Source organism: Paenibacillus rhizovicinus (assembly GCF_010365285.1).
Taxonomy (GTDB): domain Bacteria; phylum Bacillota; class Bacilli; order Paenibacillales; family Paenibacillaceae; genus Paenibacillus_Z; species Paenibacillus_Z rhizovicinus.
On record NZ_CP048286.1, the window covers coordinates 5,726,511 to 5,745,476 of the forward strand.

The 18,966-nt window shown below is 50.8% G+C and carries 21 protein-coding genes; 16 read left to right on the top strand and 5 right to left on the bottom strand.

The window, feature by feature from the left end; genetic code table 11:
* The first annotated feature begins 97 nt into the window (after window positions 1-97).
* The 6 genes from GZH47_RS25520 to GZH47_RS25545 all read left to right on the top strand — a co-directional run bounded on the left by GZH47_RS25520 (window position 98) and on the right by GZH47_RS25545 (window position 4,943).
* Window positions 98-655 carry a hypothetical protein gene (locus GZH47_RS25520; protein WP_162643822.1) on the top strand — a complete coding sequence of 186 codons (558 nt, stop codon included), beginning with the start codon at window positions 98-100 and terminating at the stop codon, window positions 653-655.
* A 77-nt stretch (window positions 656-732) separates the two neighbouring features.
* Window positions 733-1,398, top strand: coding sequence for a TetR/AcrR family transcriptional regulator (locus tag GZH47_RS25525; RefSeq protein WP_162643823.1), 666 nt, complete (start codon window positions 733-735; stop codon window positions 1,396-1,398).
* 111 nt (window positions 1,399-1,509) lie between these two features.
* The gene (locus GZH47_RS25530) at window positions 1,510-2,187 is read left to right on the top strand and encodes a pentapeptide repeat-containing protein (protein WP_225446210.1); all 678 of its coding nucleotides are present in this window, start codon (window positions 1,510-1,512) and stop codon (window positions 2,185-2,187) included.
* A gap of 63 nt (window positions 2,188-2,250) precedes the next feature.
* The gene (locus tag GZH47_RS25535) at window positions 2,251-3,480 is read left to right on the top strand and encodes a serine hydrolase domain-containing protein (protein WP_162645429.1); all 1,230 of its coding nucleotides are present in this window, start codon (window positions 2,251-2,253) and stop codon (window positions 3,478-3,480) included.
* Window positions 3,481-3,638: 158 nt separating this feature from the next.
* Window positions 3,639-4,079, top strand: coding sequence for a hypothetical protein (locus GZH47_RS25540; protein ID WP_162643824.1), 441 nt, complete (start codon window positions 3,639-3,641; stop codon window positions 4,077-4,079).
* Between the two features lie 441 nt (window positions 4,080-4,520).
* Window positions 4,521-4,943, top strand: a complete 423-nt coding sequence (locus GZH47_RS25545) for a VOC family protein (RefSeq protein WP_162643825.1) — start codon at window positions 4,521-4,523, stop codon at window positions 4,941-4,943.
* Between the two features lie 271 nt (window positions 4,944-5,214).
* On the opposite strand, the gene GZH47_RS25550 is transcribed toward GZH47_RS25545, so the two are convergent.
* The gene (locus tag GZH47_RS25550) at window positions 5,215-5,697 is read right to left on the bottom strand and encodes a hypothetical protein (RefSeq protein WP_162643826.1); all 483 of its coding nucleotides are present in this window, start codon (window positions 5,695-5,697) and stop codon (window positions 5,215-5,217) included.
* Window positions 5,698-5,864: 167 nt separating this feature from the next.
* Here GZH47_RS25550 and GZH47_RS25555 point away from each other — a divergent pair, with 167 nt between their 5' ends.
* Genes GZH47_RS25555 through GZH47_RS25565 form a run of 3 tightly spaced genes read left to right on the top strand, consistent with a single transcriptional unit; the run spans window position 5,865 to window position 8,570 of the window.
* The gene (locus GZH47_RS25555; RefSeq protein ID WP_162643827.1) at window positions 5,865-6,890 is read left to right on the top strand and encodes an ROK family protein; all 1,026 of its coding nucleotides are present in this window, start codon (window positions 5,865-5,867) and stop codon (window positions 6,888-6,890) included.
* 26 nt (window positions 6,891-6,916) lie between these two features.
* Window positions 6,917-8,131 (top strand): MFS transporter, encoded by a 1,215-nt coding sequence (locus GZH47_RS25560; protein WP_162643828.1) that lies wholly within the window; start codon window positions 6,917-6,919, stop codon window positions 8,129-8,131.
* A 46-nt stretch (window positions 8,132-8,177) separates the two neighbouring features.
* Window positions 8,178-8,570, top strand: a complete 393-nt coding sequence (locus GZH47_RS25565; RefSeq protein WP_162643829.1) for a GNAT family N-acetyltransferase — start codon at window positions 8,178-8,180, stop codon at window positions 8,568-8,570.
* A 52-nt stretch (window positions 8,571-8,622) separates the two neighbouring features.
* Here GZH47_RS25565 and GZH47_RS25570 read toward each other — a convergent pair whose 3' ends face one another.
* From GZH47_RS25570 to GZH47_RS25580, 3 genes are all read right to left on the bottom strand, one after another.
* Window positions 8,623-8,970: a hypothetical protein gene (locus tag GZH47_RS25570; RefSeq protein WP_162643830.1), complete on the bottom strand. Its 348-nt coding sequence runs from the start codon at window positions 8,968-8,970 to the stop codon at window positions 8,623-8,625.
* Between the two features lie 208 nt (window positions 8,971-9,178).
* Entirely contained in the window at window positions 9,179-9,454 is a 276-nt protein-coding gene (locus tag GZH47_RS34695; protein WP_162643831.1) for a helix-turn-helix domain-containing protein, read from the bottom strand.
* An 89-nt stretch (window positions 9,455-9,543) separates the two neighbouring features.
* Complete coding sequence (locus GZH47_RS25580; RefSeq protein WP_162643832.1) at window positions 9,544-10,515, bottom strand: stalk domain-containing protein; 972 nt, start codon at window positions 10,513-10,515, stop codon at window positions 9,544-9,546.
* Window positions 10,516-10,992: 477 nt separating this feature from the next.
* Here GZH47_RS25580 and GZH47_RS25585 point away from each other — a divergent pair, with 477 nt between their 5' ends.
* The 7 genes from GZH47_RS25585 (at window position 10,993) to GZH47_RS25615 (ending at window position 17,529) form a co-directional block, all read left to right on the top strand.
* Window positions 10,993-12,417, top strand: a complete 1,425-nt coding sequence (locus tag GZH47_RS25585; RefSeq protein WP_162643833.1) for a sialate O-acetylesterase — start codon at window positions 10,993-10,995, stop codon at window positions 12,415-12,417.
* Window positions 12,418-12,667: 250 nt separating this feature from the next.
* Complete coding sequence (locus GZH47_RS25590; protein ID WP_225446211.1) at window positions 12,668-13,174, top strand: RNA polymerase sigma factor; 507 nt, start codon at window positions 12,668-12,670, stop codon at window positions 13,172-13,174.
* A complete protein-coding gene (locus tag GZH47_RS25595; protein ID WP_162643834.1) occupies window positions 13,164-14,273 on the top strand; it encodes an anti-sigma factor in 1,110 nt (369 codons plus the stop codon). Before GZH47_RS25590 ends, GZH47_RS25595 begins: the two co-directional genes overlap by 11 nt.
* Window positions 14,274-14,293: 20 nt before the next feature.
* Complete coding sequence (locus tag GZH47_RS25600; protein WP_162643835.1) at window positions 14,294-14,827, top strand: GNAT family N-acetyltransferase; 534 nt, start codon at window positions 14,294-14,296, stop codon at window positions 14,825-14,827.
* Window positions 14,828-14,919: 92 nt separating this feature from the next.
* Window positions 14,920-15,963, top strand: a complete 1,044-nt coding sequence (locus GZH47_RS25605; protein WP_162643836.1) for a phosphotransferase family protein — start codon at window positions 14,920-14,922, stop codon at window positions 15,961-15,963.
* Window positions 15,964-16,122: 159 nt separating this feature from the next.
* Window positions 16,123-17,034, top strand: a complete 912-nt coding sequence (locus GZH47_RS25610) for a phytanoyl-CoA dioxygenase family protein (RefSeq protein ID WP_162643837.1) — start codon at window positions 16,123-16,125, stop codon at window positions 17,032-17,034.
* 24 nt (window positions 17,035-17,058) lie between these two features.
* Window positions 17,059-17,529: a GNAT family N-acetyltransferase gene (locus GZH47_RS25615; protein WP_225446212.1), complete on the top strand. Its 471-nt coding sequence runs from the start codon at window positions 17,059-17,061 to the stop codon at window positions 17,527-17,529.
* 164 nt (window positions 17,530-17,693) lie between these two features.
* Here the strand turns inward: GZH47_RS25615 and GZH47_RS25620 are convergent, their stop codons facing one another.
* Complete coding sequence (locus GZH47_RS25620) at window positions 17,694-18,962, bottom strand: carboxylate--amine ligase (RefSeq protein WP_162643838.1); 1,269 nt, start codon at window positions 18,960-18,962, stop codon at window positions 17,694-17,696.
* Between the last annotated feature and the right edge of the window lie 4 nt (window positions 18,963-18,966).

Genomic DNA, 18,966 nt, shown 5'->3' on the forward strand with positions numbered 1-18,966 from the left:
CCAGTTTTATGGATGAAGGAGTGGTTTTCTTTAGCTCGGTAATACTACCCTAAAGAACATGAATAAATGACCAGATTGTTCAAGGGAGAACTAAATAGTGAAGAGTTGTTCAAAGTTAATAGTGTCACTGCTGATCGTTACTTCTATATTCATTCCATCCAGCCTCGTATCCGCCAATCCCGAGCAGCAGACGAAGGAAGAAACTAATCTGGAGAAGCGGATCATGAGCCCCGAGACGCCGATTGATATATTCGATGCCTCCGTAAGCCCGCGTCCGTTTCCTTCGAAACGGGTATCGCCCCAAGAAATTATTCGCGCCGGTCAGAAGTTACCGTATAAGGTGCTTCTAACAAAACCAGACTGGGTGCGTCCCGTTTATAAGTCGGATTGGCATAGCACCGTCAGTGGCGGGCGCTGGTCTTATGTCCCCACGCGTTTGAAATTTGCACAGCATCGGCTTTTTACCGCTCCTGCAGCGGCGCTATCTAACCTTTATGATTTTCTGCATGACACGGGCTTGTTCGATGAACCTTTCGAGATACTTGAAGGAAAAGGAATCAGTCAAAAGGAGCGATTAAATCAAGTTCTGATTGTCGTCATGCAGGCAAGCGTAGAATCACATTTATTAACCGTGGAACGGCTCGCAATATTTTGAGTGGAAGGTGTTGACAATTAAAGGGAGATCGCATATATTGGTTACATACCAACCGAATGTATGTAAGGAGAGAGCAAATGGCAAGGAATAAATACCCGGAGGAGACGACCAACCAAATCCTAACCGTGGCGCTTAACCTGTTTATTCAGCAAGGCTACGAGCAGACCTCCATTCAGGATATCATCAACGGACTGGGCGGGCTGACAAAAGGGGCCATCTACCATCACTTCAAGTCGAAGGAAGAGATCATGCAGGCGGTGATCGATCATCTGTTCAAGGACGTTGACGAGATGCTCTCCGGCGTCCGGGACGACAAGGAGCTAAACGGTCTGGAGAAGCTTCGTAAGATCTCCCGCGTCTCGCTCAGCAATCCTGCCCAGAACGAAATGGCAGCTGCGGCGCCGAACCTCTTACGCAATCCGAAGCTGCTGGCAGCCCAGATCGAGCATATGCTCGAAAAGGCCATTCCGGTCTATATTCAGCCCATCATCGAACAAGGGATGCGAGACGGCTCGATCCGAACCGAGTATCCAAGGGAACTCAGCGAGGTGCTGTTGATTCTCACGAATCTGTGGTTGAACCCGGCAGTGATTCCGGCTTCGCCCGAGAAGATGCTGAATAAGGTAAAGGTTTTCGATGAACTATTGAAAGGCTTGGGGCTGGACCTGTTCGATGAGCAAATGTTTCAACGATACGAGGAATTGTTCCGTATGTCGGCTCGAGAAGCCAGCGTAGAAAAGTAAACTGCCAACCAGGCAGCTTTATTTTTACAGTTAAACATACCGTCGGTCGGTATGAATGAGGACGCGATCTCAAATCAGGCAAGAAACCAATTCTAAGGAGATGTGATTGTAATGAATCCGAAATCGACAATGAGCTCCCGCTCGCAGGAACGTAACGCATTGACAAACTTTAACGGAAGCGATCTGACGAAAGGCGACTTTGCAGGCGTTACGGCTCACAAAGGACAGTTTAAAGGCAGCGCGCTCTCCCGTTCCGATTTCTCAGGCGCGAACTTGACCGGCAGTACGTTCAAGGGCAGCGATGTGCGCGCAGCTAATTTTGACGGCGCGAATCTGACGGACTGCAGACTGACCGCCCTTGATCTGACGAACGCAAGCTTCAATAAGACGATTCTTGTTCGAACCAGTATCGGCAGCTCGCGGCTTGAAGGAGCCAAATTCACGGGAGTCAGATTGACCGACGTCTCGTTAACGATGACCGATCTTAGAAAAACGATTTTTGAAGACTGTTTATTCGATGGCGTCGACTTCAAGAGCTCCGATCTGAGCGGGAAGCGTTTCGACGGACAAACGTTCATCGGCGTCAAGTTCGAGAAAGCCGAATTAACCGACGTTTCGTTCAAAGGCGCTATATTAAAGAACGTTTCTTTCCAGCCGGGATTTACGTTAACTAAAAAGTACTACCGCATGATCAAGACCATCTGCTTTGACGGCGCAACGATGGATAAACTGACCTTTGCAATGCTCAAAGGCATGGATGCTAACCTGTCAAATGTCACAGTCATTTAACGGAGCTTGTTAATTATTGGCCTACTACGATAACAAAGCGAGGGAAACGAAATGACACAGACGATGGAACAAAAGAACGGCGGCTTCTCCGAAACAGGACTGCGCAGAATGCGCGACGTGCTCTCCCGGCATGTCGAGTCCGGGAAGATTCCCGGGCTCGTCGCCCTTGTCAGCCGGAATGGCGAGACGCATGTCGAAGCGATCGGCACGATGCGCCATGATGGCGGCTCTCCGATGCGCCGGGACACGATCTTCCGGATGGCGTCCACTTCCAAGATGGTCGGGGCCGCGCCGGTGATGGTCCTGCTCGACGAGTGCAAGCTCCATCTGGACGACGCGGTAGATACATGGCTGCCCGAGCTCGCCAACCGGCAAGTGCTGAAGCGGCCCGACGGCCCGCTGGACGAAACCGTGCCGGCGCGACGTCCGATCACCGTTCGGGATTTACTGACTTCTACGTTCGGACTAGGCGTGGATATCACGTTGATGGGCTCCCCGATCCAAAATGCGATCTTCGAGAACGGGTTATTCGATACGCCAGGGCAGGCGCTGCCCGAGCCCGATGAGTGGATCCGCCGCCTAGGCACGCTCCCGCTGTGCTACCAGCCTGGAGAGCGTTGGCAGTACCACGTCAGCAATGAAGTGCTGGGCGTGCTCGTTTCCAGAGTCACGGGTCAAACCTTCGAGACGTTCCTGCGCGAGCGAATTCTTGATCCGCTGGGGATGAAGGATACCGGCTTCCACGTGCCGGCGGGCAAGATTGACCGATTGCCGCCCGCCTACATCCCCGATCCGCAGACCGGAACGTTCATCGCGTGGGATGAGGCCGAAGGCGGACGCTACACGGAGCCCCCGGCGTTTCAAGCAGGCGGCGGCGGACTGCTCTCGACCGTCGATGACTATCATGCTTTCTTGCAGATGCTGCTGAATCAAGGGATGCACGGAACCGAGCGGATCCTTTCTCGGCCCGCCGTTCAATTAATGACCACCAACCGGCTTACACCGGAGCAGCAATCGTTCCGGGAAGACTTAGCCAAAAACAACGTCCATTTGTCGCATGGTCAAGGACAGCACGGCGGCTGGGGCTTCGGGATGGCGGTCCGCACCTATCGCGGCGACTACGCTTCCATCGGTCAGTTCGGCTGGGACGGCGGAACCGGAACCTCGGCGTATGCCGACCCGGACAAACAGCTTACCGGGGTCCTGCTCACCCAAGTCGGAATGTCCACCTCGGATTCAGCGCATCTGATCCATGATTTCTGGACCATGGTCTATCAGGCGATCGAAGATTAAGTCTCGTCATATTGAATGATTCCCATGAGCTAAAGAGGAATGTTAGTTGATCGTACCAAGGAACAGTTTGCCGCTGGCAGCTGTTCCTTTTCGTTAATGAAACAAACCAAGCATTCATACCGTCAAATAAGTAATTAAAGAGGAAGGGAAGATGAGAGTTGAATCAATTCTTAAAGGGAGTTCTAGCATGTTGCATAGTAATCGTATTGACTTCATGCAAACAATCATCAACGAATACGCAGCCTGACAAACTGATTCAACCTGACAAAGTTGTTGTGGAACGTTTAGACCCCTTACATCAATCTGCTGTGCATTTTGAAAAAAGCGTAGCTGACAAAGAAGTAGTTGAGACTCTGTACGACAAGATATTAAGTCTTCCTTTATTTCCCCAAGGGCCAATCAATTGCCCTAATGATAATGGCGTTCAATACGAACTAACGTTTACTCTCGAATCTCAGAAGGTTTCCAAAGCGGTGGTACGTGCAACAGGGTGTCAAGGAATAACCATGAACGATAAAACATATTGGGCTATGGAGCCGAAAGGAAATGGTTTTATAGCGTTGCTTATGCATGACATCGGGCTTAGCGATTCGCGCTAACGGGAAACGAGAAGTACAGCAAAGGAGCGTTGCTGTTGAAACGACTGAAGACGAAATCACTGCTCGCTGCATTAGTTAGCGCAATGGCTATCATAGGTGTAGTTACCAAGTTCAATTCATGGGGGATGAGACAGACCCGTCGACTAAATTTATGGATGTGCATGCTGAATCCATCCGTCCTCAATTATCCGAACCAGAGATGGGGACGATCATCGAGAATAAAGCGAAGTCGGATCAGAAGAGGCCACTCTATTACGGGATCGCCGTTCGATTCGACCAAGAGCCTTTGCAAGAAGTAACGATACGGTATAAATATTTAGGGTTGACCAAAGAAAAGCATATCAATAGATGGTTCGGATCATATTAAAACATCTGTTTTTCTACCGGTAAACCTATGAAGGTACGGGCAAATTTTAATTATAAATGGCCGGAGGTGTGCTCATGAAACCAAGAATTACTGTATTAACTTTGGGTGTCGATGATGTAGAAAGGGCATTAAAGTTTTATCAAGAGGGACTTGGGTTTCCAACGGAAGGGATCGTTGGTACAGAATTTGAACATGGTACCGTGGCGTTCTTTGATTTACAGGAAGGCTTAAGAATGGCGATTTGGAAACGAAAAGACATTGCGTTTGATACCAATCTTATTCAAACCATGACAAGTCCTACAGAATTCACGATAGGTCATAATGTTGGAACCATAGAAGAAGTTGATTTAGTAATGGAACAAGCTAAGAAAGCTGGCGCGACAATCACAGTTCCAGCCCACAGTACATTTTGGGGCGGATATTCGGGTTACTTTCAAGATCCTGATGGACATTTGTGGGAAATTGTATGGAATCGTCAATGGGAAGTGAAAGAATAATCCTCTGAGCAATTGGGGTTTATTGCGCGAAAAGCTAACGGTAGGTTCTGCGGTCAAAGGGTAAAGACCCTGACAGGAAAATAGGAAGCATACAGTCATAATCGGAACATCTCGTGCTGCGCTTGATGGCGCGCCAAAGACATTACGGAGAGAAGGGCGGCTATATGATGAACAAAAAAATGCTTATTACTGCTCTGCTGTTGGTGATTTGGATCGATTAAGCATCCATTAAAACTTGAGCCGCCATGCCTCAATAACAAGCAAAAGCCCTTCAACGTCGAAGGGCTTTTTGTTTAAAGTGAAAGGATTGCTTCCAAGTGCGAGCCGCCTTCTTGCCGTGGACGATTTTATCTTGATCCTCGGCAGTTTCCCAATAGACGACAACTTCGATGTCGTTTGCTTTCGCAAGAACCGGAAGGTTGTGATGTACCGTTAATTCTCTTCCGCTTTCCCAGACCGGCGCGACGATGCCGTTTACGGCTAGTTGCATTTGCGTGTGAGAGCCTGGTTCATCCCTGAACGCTTGTACGCGAACATGATAAGCCTGCCCGCCGGTATTCTTGAGTTTAAGGCTATACATGTTTACTTTGTTAGGTACAGGCGTAGACATGTTAGGGTTATCGGAATCCGGCGCGTCGAGGCTGACTGACCAATGGTCAGATATGAGCGTGGGGACTGCTGCATATGTAGTTTGAATGGACCAGCTCATAAGAGAAAGACACAGGATAGAACATGCAAGAAGCTTCCTATACATCGGATACCTCCCAAGGTTAGTTTGAATGTAACTTCCCACCTGAATAGGAGAATTATTCATTTCTAAACTGTGGCTACAAGGAACGAACCGGCTCGATTGTGCAGCGGCATATTCTGTGCTAAAATGTTGACTTATTAAAGATGCTTAATAAGTCGGAGGTGAGTACGATGAAGCAGCCTTTTATGAATCCGAAAATGATGAGCGGCATGATCCAGCAACTCATTCGTTCGACGCTCTACTATCATGCGGAATCCACCAAAGCCGAACTTGCACAGCGCACGGGCATCAGCTTTCCTACGATCAGTAAAGCGCTGGATGAATTGAATGCTGCCGGCGAGGTGCTGCTGACTGGGCTCGGTACATCAAACGGAGGCAGGCGGCCGAGTAAATATAAGTTAAACCCCGACTATATGGCGGGACTAGCCGTATATCTGGAGAAGGAAGTCTCCGTCTATTCGCTCTTAAACTACGAGGGAGATGTCATCCTGCGCGAAACGCATCCGCCTGTGTTGGCGGCCGGTCCGGAGCTCTTGTCCGAACAAATCGGGACATTCCTGGCACGATACCCCGCTTTGCGCGTTCTTACGCTGGGGATTCCTGCTGCGGTCAATAACGGCCACGCTTTCCACATTCCCGGCTACGAGCGGTTTAAGGATTTTAACTTCAAAGCTTATTATGAGGAACGGTTTCCTCTAAGCGTGCAGGTCGAGAATGACATGAATGCCACCGTGATCGGTTATTACGACCATCTTGGCAACGATGATTCGCTCTCTCTTGTGTACTTGTACTTAGGCAAGAACGGACCGGGCGCCGGTATTATCGTAAATGGACAGGTCGTGAGAGGCAGAACCTTCTTCTCAGGGGAAGTTTCTTATATGCCGTTGTCCGGTACGCGGAACTTCGTTCAACTGATTCAGGATGCTTCGGCTGAAACGAACGGCGATGAGGGCCGATCGAAGCTAATGGAAGCCATAAGCCGTCTCGTTGTCTCGTTGACCGCGACGATTAATCCGCATCAGGTTGTTTTCTGCAGTTCGGAACTAACCGACCTTGATCTGGCGCACGTTCGGACCGCAAGCGCATCGCTAGTTCCGCAGGAGAATCTCCCGGATCTTGTTGTTCGAAATTGGGAGGAGGATTATGTTCACGGACTGCATCAATTGACAATTCGGAAGATGCTGGCTGCAGATTGAAGCGCAACTAGATGAGGAGGACGGGCATGAACTTACCCTTATTAAACGGACGCCAAATTCAATTATGGCGCATGGCTATTTATTTCATATTTGCTTTGCCAGGCTTTGCTATTGCCTCCTGGGTTTCGCGTACGCCGACCATACGGGATGATCTGGGCGCTACGACGTCACAGATGGGCTGGATTATTTTTGGACTGGCCATAGGCTCGATCATCGGTCTGACCCTTTCGAGTCATCTTATCGCGCATAAAGGCGGGCGCTTTGTTATGATTGCCGGATTAGTTATCAGTTCGATTGGACTTGTGATCGTAGGTTTAGGGGGATCGTGGCTGACGAATGGCATTGTGGTGTTTCTGGGACTAGCCGTCTTCGGCTTCGGAAACGGAATATGCGACGTGGCCATGAACGTGGAGGGAACCGCCGTTGAGCGGGCTGCCCGAAAGTCGCTCTTAACCGGGTTCCATGCCGCGTTTAGCGTAGGTACGCTGCTTGGCGCAATGGCCGGATCGGCTGCGATTAAGCTCGGTATCCCGGTCCCTGTTCATATGGCGCTTGCCGTGGCGGTCATCTTGCTTTCCATTCTATATGCCTACCGCCTCGTACCCGCAGGCACCGGGAAGGAAACTGGCGGCGAATCGGCTGAACCGCCAATGCGCGCAAGCGAACGTATGGCGATATGGAAAGAGCGGCGTACCATCCTGATCGGGATTATCGTGCTCGGCATGGCTTTTGCGGAAGGCTCGGCAAACGACTGGCTGCCGCTCGTTATGGTGGACGGCTACAAGGTTACGCCGGCCTTGGGCTCATTCGCTTTTGGCTTATTCGTAGCCGCCATGACGATAGGCCGTGCAGCCGGCGGCAAGCTGCTCGACCGATTCGGCAGAGTCGTCGTATTGCGGGCATCCGCGCTGTTTGCGATTGCAGGACTGTTAATCGTGATATTCGGGCATAGTTATGGGATTGCTGCAAGCGGAATCGTGCTTTGGGGACTTGGGGCGGCATTCGGCTTTCCGGTTGGGCTGTCCGCGGCGGGAGACGATCCGCGCGGCGTTGCGGCAAGGGTAAGCGCGGTATCGACGGCCGGTTACCTTGCCTTTCTTGTCGGCCCGCCGCTGCTCGGGATTATCGGCGACTCGGTCAGTCTGCTGCGTGCCCTGATCGTCGTGCTAGTCGCTGTAACCGTCGCAGGGCTGCTGTCACAAGCGGCGAAGCCTTTGGAGGGCAAAGAATCAAGTCAATAGGTCATGAATAGAGAGATACCAGTAGGTTTAAAGGAGAGATGTTCAGTTGGTTCTGGAAATCGTCATTAATTTACCTATTGAACCGAAAGAAGTTCCAACACTAAGGGAGCTCGTTGGTTGGGATGGAAGGCATTCGGATTATCCAATTTTATTTGAACGTTGCAATTTTTGGGCTGGTCTCAGAGATGACAAAAATGAGCTGATTGCATTCGGCTATATTGCAGGAATGGGACTGCAACATGGGTATATGGAAGACATCATTATACATCCTCAACATCAACGAAAAGGGATAGGCAAAGCTTTAGTAACGCGTTTACTTGAAGAAGCAGAACACTCTGGAATCGAGATCGTAACCTTAACGCACGATAAAAAGCATGAAGCTTTCTATTCAAACTGTGGATTTGCTCGTTGTTCTGCTGGTCTGTGGAGGAAAGAATAATGGAGAAAGGGCCAATGCCATGGCGGCATTGGCCCTTTCTTCGCGTAATCCGCTAGGATTGGTACCCGGGCAGATTCGTATTCTGGTTCGTCAGCTTAGGAAGCAGGCGTAGCGATTCGATATGCGCCTTCGTCTCCGGCGTCCCAAGCTCGTAAATATAAGCGTACAGATCCAGCAAGTCGTCACTGAACTCTTCCGTCGCAGGATCTTTCTCCGCTGACTTGAATGGGATGATTGCCCGGCCCGACGTTATTTCGTCGTTGTGTTCCTCCCGTTCGAGCTTGCGCTTGAGTATGACCAGCTGCCGTTCGTCCGCCTGAATGGCGAGATGATCGGTCTCCGGCGCCTCCTCCTGAATGGTCTTGGCGGATATCGAAACATAATAAATAGGCAATGGCATAACGATCTCTCCTTTCAAGCAGTTTGGAAGTCTTGCGTAGGTCGGCACTATATGGATCTTTAAACAGCCGAGTCCCAAGCGAATCCGAGTCGAGTCAAAATCGGGAAAGTTGAGCTGGTGGCCGGCATTCTCCTCGGAAATTCGGGAAGGAAGCGCGCGGACGCGCGGGTAGACGACTCTCGTGGTGAAACTTTAAGCTGCCGATTCTTTAATAAAGCCGGCTTTGCCGGCGATAAGCTGTCGGCGTCATGCCCGTCGACCGATGAAAAGATTTAGTGAATACCATGCATCGAAGAGTAGTCGTTCGTTCCACAATGTCCGTGATAGAATCGTTGCTTCGAAGCAGATCATGCTGAGTCTTCTGGATCCGGCATTGGTTCCAATACTTCTTCGGTGTCTGATTGGTCTGGCTGCGAAACAAGGCATGGAAATGACTGCACTTAAGACGATCGCCGAGGTCGAAGTTGAACGAGGCCAAACGCAAAATGAGCGATCGCGGTTACCGGAATCTCTCCGATATACTCCACATCGCTCTCAACGCTACGCCCTTAGGGGTAGGGGAGGAATGATATTTTAGAATCCCTGATTAGCTAACCAATCATATAGACTATTAGGTGATATGCCATTTGAAATGGTTGAATTTGTGGTTACGTAGCCGAGAATTTTATTTTGATAAACGATTTCAGGAGGGGTCGAAGTGAACTTATTAAAAGCACTATCCGATGAGTAAGATCCGCCATACGTTCCGTATTCATTCCAAATGCTTGTAGTGGAATATTTACTGCCGTATGTTCCGTATGTATTGAAAATCGAATCCGAGTCGTACTTGTTAGTTGAAAGCTTGCCGAGATAAACCTTACCATCGTTGGAATACAGCAGAGGAAAAGTCTTAGTAGTATTTGTTGAAGTATTTGTTGAAGAGTTAGCGTTATTGTTATTAGATATTGAGGTTGTAGTCGAGGTGATGATATACGATGCAACTCTGTCCATTAATTGTTTGCCCGTTATTTTCCCGTCTACCCACTCATTGATGTCTGATGTAAAGAACGCATAGTATTCACCGCTTGTGAAATTTATTATAAGTAGTTTGGTGGGTAAATGATAACCTGCAGCAGCAATATTCGTGAGATTGTCATCGCTTAATGTTGAAGGTACTCCGTTATAATTCATAGTAACTGAACTGGATTTCCCGTCATATTTTATGCCTATTGAGTTAATCCCATATTTCACAACACTCGAAAACAACTGCTGGTCATTCGCTCCGGAAGAGGGGGCGGATTTTGTTGGAGAAGTGATTTCGACTGTACGATTATTTGCATCCCAGTTTACTCCAACTCCTGCTTTTGCAAGCATGGAAACAGGAACCATCGTGTTGCCATTAAAAGATATGGCAGGAACCCCTGATGTTGACTTGACTTCTTTCCCATCTACTTTAACTCTTACGATGTCATAACCTTTATACTTGCCGTACAAGCTTGTTGCGCTAACAACCCCGGTCAACAACAACATAATTACTACAAACGAAAGAATGATTTTCTTCTTCACACACACGCCCCGTTTCCTTAATATGGATACAATACGTATCGTATCAAAATTAAGTAACATCAACAATGAGCTGCATGTAAATATACTCCGTTTGCTTCAAAAACAAGTGAGAGTTATATGAATTACTCGTTACGGTACCATACCTTGGGCTGTTTTTAACTAGTAAAAGAACACAACTTGTAATCGGTTTTCCAGTAACATACACCGTCTTCCGCTGGACTTTTCTGGTTTAGAATTAAGGGACTCAATAATAAGCTATTCAAAAGGCGCTAACGTTGGCTGTGGCTTCTGTATACACGTCGCCGATCGTCGAACGTAACGAAGAAGAGGCAGGAAGCTTCATTCGGATTGACGGTGATGGCATTCAAGTCATCGAGGTGAAGGCAGCGGCATTGTGCTGTGAATCTTTGTTCCGGCTCTCGAATAGGATAGTTGTCTGATAAGGGAATGGATACCGTAGAGGATGAGGTGCGATAAATGGGGAATGAGCAAATCGGAGTTATGATTAAGCAAGGTCCGCAGTCTTGGGGGATTATCCAGCAAGTGAACGGAACGGCATCCATAGCGATGTCGGGTATCTGGTCCGCGAACGAGGCTTGCAAGTCGCCGCAAGTATACGCCCGGGTTGTCAGGGAGGACTCGGCCGAGATGATTGTCGCATGGGTAGCTGCCGAGATGGGAGAAGGGCAAGCTTGGACTATTCGGTTAGATCATGTGCCAGCAGGCGGCTTGTACCGTATTGAAACCTGTCTACAGATTGCGAATGCAGAACCGGAAGGGGAAAGAAGCGTAGTCGGGCTCGAATGGGCCATGCGCGGAGATATGATTCACCATGTCGGAGTCGGGGATTTATGGGTGATCGCCGGACAGAGCAATGCCGCAGGCTACGGTAAAGGACCGGTTAACGATCCTCCCGAAATGGGGATTCACTTGCTGCGGAACAACGGAAACTGGGATTTGGCGACGCACCCCTTCAATGAGTCTACGAATACGATACATATCGAGAACCGCGAGGGAGGCAACCCGGGTCATTCTCCATTTCTAGCTTTTGCGCGTATGATCAAACGGAAGACAGGCTATCCGGTCGGACTCGTGCAAACCGCATTAGGCGGCTCGCCTCTTCGGTCGTGGAATCCGCAAGAAGAGGGCACGCTGTATCGCAATATGGTAAACATCGTGCAATCGGTGGGCGGAACCGTGAAAGGCGTGCTGTGGTATCAAGGCTGCAGCGATTGTAATCCAGAAGAATGCCATACTTACGGGGAGCGGTTCGGTGCCATGGTAAGCGAGTGGCGACGCGATTTGCAAGACGCCGGTCTCCCATTCATTACGGTTCAGTTAAATCGTCATACGGCTTCCCCGGCCATGAACGACGCCGAAGCCGATCGCTCTTGGGGTACGCTAAGAGAACAGCAGCGGACGGCTGCGCTAATGATGGATCATGTAACCGTCGTTCCGGCAATCGATTGCCCGCTTTCCGACGAAATCCATAATAGCCCTGCAGGCAATTTGTTGATCGGGGAACGTATGGCGCGAGCGGCGTTGGCAACGGTTTACGGACAAAACCTTCATTACCGTGCCCCGATCATCAGCAATGCCCGATTAAGCAGCGATGCCGCGGGAGGGACGACGGTGGAACTGGAGTTCGGTGACGTGGGAGGATATTTGCTGCACACAGGCCCAAGTCAGTCCGTATTCACGTTGGAAGATGAGGACGGTAACGTAGACGTGCTGGAATGGTATATCTCCGGCAAAGACACCATCCATATCAAGCCCGGCCGTCCGCTGCAGGGACAGCTCTATGTGAATGGCGCCTATGAAAGAAATCCGGCCGCGTATTTCCCGCTGGATAGCTTGACGTATATGCCCGTTCTTTCCTTTTATCATTTCCCTGTTCACTGATTGAAGCGCGGTCCGAGCAGGTCGCGCAGGCAGCAATACAACGGACAAGCGAGTGCCATTGCGCACCCGGTTGTCCGTTTTTAGTTTGCGATTTCAAGACGGCTCCGGTCGTATAGTGCTGGCTGGTCTTGAAGCTTGGATTCACTAATTATTATGGATTAGCAATTATTATTTCATGGACTGTAACATTTATCGTTGCCAGATCGTGGTAAGGTTGTAGGCAGCAAGGAAAAGCGGGGTGATCGCAGTTGTGAGCGTCAAGATAGAAGACGTTTACCGTATGCATATGAACGATATCTACCGGTATTTGCACAGATTGACCGGGGATATCGGGGCTGCGGAAGATTTGACGCAAGACACGTTCATTCGTGCTTTCCGCTATTTGGATGTGAAGAAGGACGGGGTAGTGCGGCCTTGGCTATTCAAGGTCGCTTATCATGCCTTCATAGACTGGTACCGTAAACGCAAACGAGTAGGGCTAACTGTCCTTCGTGATGCATACGCCGAAACATCGGAAGAGAGGCAAGATCCGGAAGATCACGTCTTGCATAAGGAATTATGGGAAACGTTCGAGCAGGTCATTTCCCAATTTCCGTGGAAGCAAAGGCATGCCTTGCTGATGTTTTACGCGCATCAATTGAGTTATGAGGAGATAGCAGAAGTGCTGGATATTTCGCTTGCGGACGTGAAAAGCGCGATCTATCGGGGAAGGCAGAAACTACGCGTCAATTGGAGGAGTGAGGATCATGAGCAATGAACATAACGACGAGGAGTGGGATCGGCAGCTGTTCAAGCAGTTCAAACCCCGGGAGCAGCATGCTCAGACCTTCTTGCCGGAAGAGGTGCAGACACGTATCTTGAAGAAAGGAAGACGGCGGAGCAGACTCTTCGTTATCCTGATCTCGTTCTCGACGCTCGTCATGCTTGCACTTATTCTAATCGGTTATATGTATTCGAATTCGCTCTTCGTTACGCGATGGTTCGAACCCAATACCCAGGCGGCATTACGGATCACGGCGGATGTGATTCAGTTCAATAAGCCCGGCGTTACGGCTTCAAGTTCTTCCGGCCAGAACAAGTTCTTCTCATGGACCTTTCAGTTTAAGCTGAACGAACGAGTCGGACGTGAAGCGCGTACCGTGGGCACCTTTCAAGATAACTTTGTTTTCTCGAAGCTGACCGGGAAATTTAATTGGAACGATGGCCGGCACAGTACGCCGTTTAACTTTCATTATCCCGTCGGAGATGACACGAACGGGGCCCAAACAGCCTTGAATCCGAATGGCTGGAAGACGCTGCAGAAATTGCCGGAAGGAACCGTCGCCCAACTAGCGATTTCATTGGACCGCCCTATGACGCATGACGAATATTTTGCGCTCATCAAGAACTATGACGTGGATACAACGTGGCTCGCCATCGATACGGGCATCGAGAAGGGTTTGTCTGCGCGGCATCAGCTACTCGGAAATGGATTGGTATTCGGCTATGCGCCGGATGCTTTGAATTATGGAGACGATGATAGCGGAAGTTTCACGATCGCCGTGAACGGGGAAGGCGAGCGTAGAGCCACAGCATATATGAACGAGCTGCAATATTTGATCGCGCATCCCAAATGGACGAATATATTACTCGCTGCCGTTAATCACGAGCCTGAAGTAAAAGCGGTCACGCTGGAACAGAGGTATGCCTACTTGAAAGAGAACGGGGTTCAGATCTATGGCGCTGTGCTGACCGGTCCAACGAAGGAATTACTGAAGCTGAAGGATGATCATAGGGTGAATTCGCCTTTCGTAGGCGCCGTAGATTGGTGGAATTGGGATCAGCAATCTGCCATCGGAACTGAATTCAGTTATTAAAATGGGCGGGGGAATAACTTATGAGGGATCCGGTAAAACCATTTGAAATTGATATACAACCAGCAGAAGCCCAGCAAATCGAATTCGTGCATCGTATCTTCTCCCCTGAGAACTTTACCTTTCCCCAACATCGAAGATACGAGGTCCAACGCAAGGGCGAAGGCGTATATTTGATTGCTTGGCACCGCGGGACTCCAGTCGGCGGATTTCTCGTCAGATGGAGCGGACCTCAGGATACCAGAGTTTCTTCCCGTGTCGACGTAACGAACAGCGCCTTCCTTGAAGGCGGACTGACGATTGAAGCATACCGGCGCAAAGGGGTCGCGACAGCAATCATACATGAAGCAGAGCGGCTGGCCAAAGAGCATGGTTGTATCCGTATCGGCATGGAAGTCGGCAGCAGCGACAACCCGGATGCAAAACGACTTTATGAAAAACTGGGTTATGCCGATTGGGGCCATGGCGACTTTACGATCAGTTGGGCGTATAAGGATGCTGAAGGGAATTCGAGAATTGACTCTGAAGTGGTGACCTTTATGTATAAATCCCTTTAATATAAGTGAGAGGCGGGATAATCTACTGTCCGGCTATACTTCCTTACTTTGGTCGGGTTCCTAACGACAGCTCAAGATTAGGAGTGAACGGCATGAAAGTCAACTATCCGATCGAAGATCACGCGCTTGCGATGCACCTTAACAGCGAATATGGCTTGGAAATCGAAGCCGTCCGCTTTATTCCGATGGGCGATTCGGCATACTCGTATGAAGCGAGCTGCACGAACGGGGAACGGTACTATCTGAAGCTGTTCGACCATCGGAACGAGAGACAAGCAAGCAGCATGGCGCGGCTTCAACACTATTTGCCATTCACTTGGCAGCTGCATGATCAAGGACTTTTTCAAAATCTCACCTATCCGCTCCGCAATCGGCATGGCGAATTTATAACTGCGTTCAATGGGTTCACGGTCGTCGTCTTTAACTTCATCGAAGGGGAAACATTAGCGGAGGCCTACCCGTTCTCGGAGGATATTGTTGAACATATTGCCGTGACCGTGGCTGCAATTCATTGCAATCCCCCACTTATAGCTAAGCCATCGCTTATGACAGAGAACTATGATATTTCCTTTGCCTCCGACTTGGAGAAGTGCATGTCGGTGCTCGAAGATACGTTGACCTTCAACCATCCAATCAGGCAGGCTCTGCGCGAGCGGGTTTTGCCCCGGAAAGAGCGAATCTTGGCCCTGCTGGACCTGGTGCGAAGCCTTCGCGGCGCAGCGCTGGCCGATACGAGAGACAACGTCCTTTGCCACGGCGATCTCTGGGGAGGGAATTTGATTCTTCATGACAACGAGCTGCATGTGCTGGATTGGGAATCCGCGATGTTGGCGCCGCCGGAACTGGATCTAGTGGGCTATATAGGCAAGGAGTTCGAGGTGTTCTGGTCCGCGTACGAGCAGCATATCGGTCAACCCGTGACGCTGAATCCGGACTTGCTGCGGTTCTATGCCTATCGCCATCATCTTCGGAATCTAACCAACTGGATCATGAATATTCTCTATCGCAACACGGAAGAGACGCAGAATGAAAATGATTTGGACATGATTATGAATCATTGCATGAACCGTTGGGAGAGTATCGAGTCCAAGGTGGAAGCAGTCGAGGCTATCTTGCAGAAGCGAAACCATTCATGAAACAGAGGCAAGTCGCCTATTCGTGTGGCTTGTTTCTGTTTTTGAACCTTGATAATAAAGCGTTTTCACTATACAGCTATTCCCGTTTGCGGTATTGTATACATATCCAAATTAGGAAGCGATGTTCATCGCATATGGGAAAAAGGAGCTGACAGAAGCATGAGCCTGCGCGTGCTGACAACGGAACAGATCGAAGAATTCATCGTTAAGGGGTACGTTCAGATCAAAGGCGCGTTCTCGCGAGAGCATGCCCTTGAGGCGCAATCCTTCCTCTGGGACAGACTTGCGGAGAAAGCCGGCGTCTTGCGCGAGGATCCGTCGACCTGGCGCGAGCCGATGATCAATTTTCGGGAAAATTATCGCCATCCCGCTTTCGACGCCTGCAACTCCGCGAGTTTCGCCGATGCCATTGAGGATTTGACTGGCGCGGACCGGACGATCCATCGTTTCGTCGCCGGCGAGACCGATCCCGACCGGCTGCCGGGCTGGGGCTGGTGGCCGATCAATTTCTTCGTAGGCCGCGACGACCCTTGGGCTGTGCCGACGACCGGCTGGCATTGGGACGGCATTCACTTCAAGCATTTCGTTGATTCGCCGGAGCAAGGACTGCTGTGCTTGTGCCTCTTCTCGGACATCGGTCCGCGAGGCGGCGGGACGCTCGTCGTCGAAGGCTCGCACCGGCCGGTTGCCCGTTACTTGGCTAAGAATCCGGAAGGCATGGAGCTGGGCGACGGCATCCGCGGATTCTTCTCCGAGCATCCGTATTTCGCGAAGCTGGCGGGACGGACCGGCGAGCCGCAGACCGCGGAAGAACGGAACGCCGCCTTCATGGACAGCGCTTATGCCGACGAGGACGGGACGCAGCTTCGGGTGGTGGAGACGACCGGAGAAGCGGGAGACGTGATCCTGTGCCATCCGTTCCTCATTCATGCCGCCTCCCAGAATCACAGCGGCAATGTCAGGTTCATGTGCAACCGGACGTCGCCGTTGAAGGAAAAGCTGGCGCTGGACCGGAATGTCTCGGACGAATCGCCGCTTGAGAGAAGCATCCGGGTGTCCGTATTCGCTTGAATGGCTTAGCATGAACGGAAGGAAGTGGATCCGCTGATACGGCTAATTTCGCTCGATGATTCGGAGCTCCTGCAACGGCTGCTCGAAGTTCAGCATGCCGCTTACCGAGTAGAGGCGGAGCTAATCGGTTTTGACGGTATACCGGGCCTGCATGACACGGCGGCAACGCTGAGAGATTGCGGCGAGACCTTCAAAGGCTGGTTTAGCGAGGACGGCGAGCTGGCGGGGGCGATCGCTTGGAAGACGGACGGAGGTATCGTTGATATTCACCGTCTGGTCGTGAATCCGGCTTATTTTCGCCAAGGGATCGGGGAGGCGCTGGCGCGCGATCTCCTGGCCGCCAATGAAGGACGGGCGTTTCTCGTGGCGACCGGCTCGGCCAACCTGCCGGCGAAGCGGCTGTACCGCAAGCTCGGCTTCACCGAGATGCGCGAACGGCAGGCTGCGCCAGGGCTGCAGATCACAGAGTTTGAACGGTTAAGCGATGACCGGTGAGCGCCGTGCAGAGCCGATTACGAAGCATCATCAGCAATGAATCATCGCGGACGAATAGCAAAACGACGGGCCAGAGCGGTAACAACCGCTCTGGCCCGTCGTCGTTTAGTCGTCAAGCCGGCGAGAGCGCGCGAGCTTGGAGTCCGTCTAACGGCACGCGTCTCTTATTCGCCCAACTCTTGCAGCTCCGCAAACGAAGCTTGTCCTTTATCGAAGTAATAGCGCCGGTAATTCTTGATATGGCCGTAGGCATACCGAGTCACGCTCAGCATTCGCTTCAGGTTCAGATCCTTGTTGTACCAGAGCGAGCGGATGACTTTCTTCTGGCCGTACAGCCGGTTGATCTCGGCCGACAGCGCAGGATCGGTGACATAGCGCTTCAATACCGTTCGGGGCACATTCGTCCACAGCGCAGTCGCTTTGCTGTATACGACATCGTCGTCTTTGCCGTATACGACCTGATTGATGAGCGCCTCGAGCATGTTCAACCCGGCGGCCCGGACGAACAAGCTGCTTCTTCCCAGCCGCGGATTGATTTCGAACATCATGTATTTGCCCGTCCTGCAGTCGAACTTCATGTCGATGTTGGAAAATCCGACATACCCGATTTTCTCCAGGAACGCTTTGACCTTCTCGTAGATGTCCATGTCGGAGCGGCTGATGATGGCGGCGTAGTTGCCGAGCGTCTTCGGCGCGTACTCTTCGAGCACGGGCTGGCCGAGACACATCATCTTCACTTGTCCGTTGTCGTCGGAGTAACTGTTGATGACGCGCATCGCGCTGTCGCCGCCGGGAATGAACTCTTGCAGAATCAATTTGCCGTTGTAATCGGATGTGTTCATGTTCCGGACCATGGTCAAATAATCTTCGCGGTTGTCGAAGAAGAACACCTTCTTCTTGCCTTCGAAGTGGCAATGCAGGTATTCATAGGCGTTGCTGTTCTCCGGCTTCACGACGATCGGGAACTGAAAATCCATCCGTTCCAACGCGCCTTCGCGCTCATGCGGCCCGCAAACGACCGTCTTCGGGTAGTCCAAGCCGAAACGTTCGCACAGCTCGTAGAACTTGTCCTTCGTATCGAGCGTATCGAGCAGCGCGCCCGATATGAAATGATTGGCGATCAGTCCCTTGAACTTGTCATAGTGACGCGACAGCATCCCGGCATAGTAATCCGAGCAAGGAATGACGATCAGCTTCTTGTTCGGTGCGGCGTGCTTCTCCAAGATCGACAGCAGCGCGCCGGGAAAGACGTCTTCTTGGTCGAAGCCGTCAATGCGGATGAGGTCGAACAAATTGCTATGCATGGTCGGGATCAACAGCCGCGTGCAGAGCAGAAGCGGTCTGACCTGGTAGGTTTCATGGATAAGTCTGACGTTGCCATAGGCGTTCTCGTCGCTGCCAAGGATAATCGGCACAAAATCGTTACGGTTCATAAAT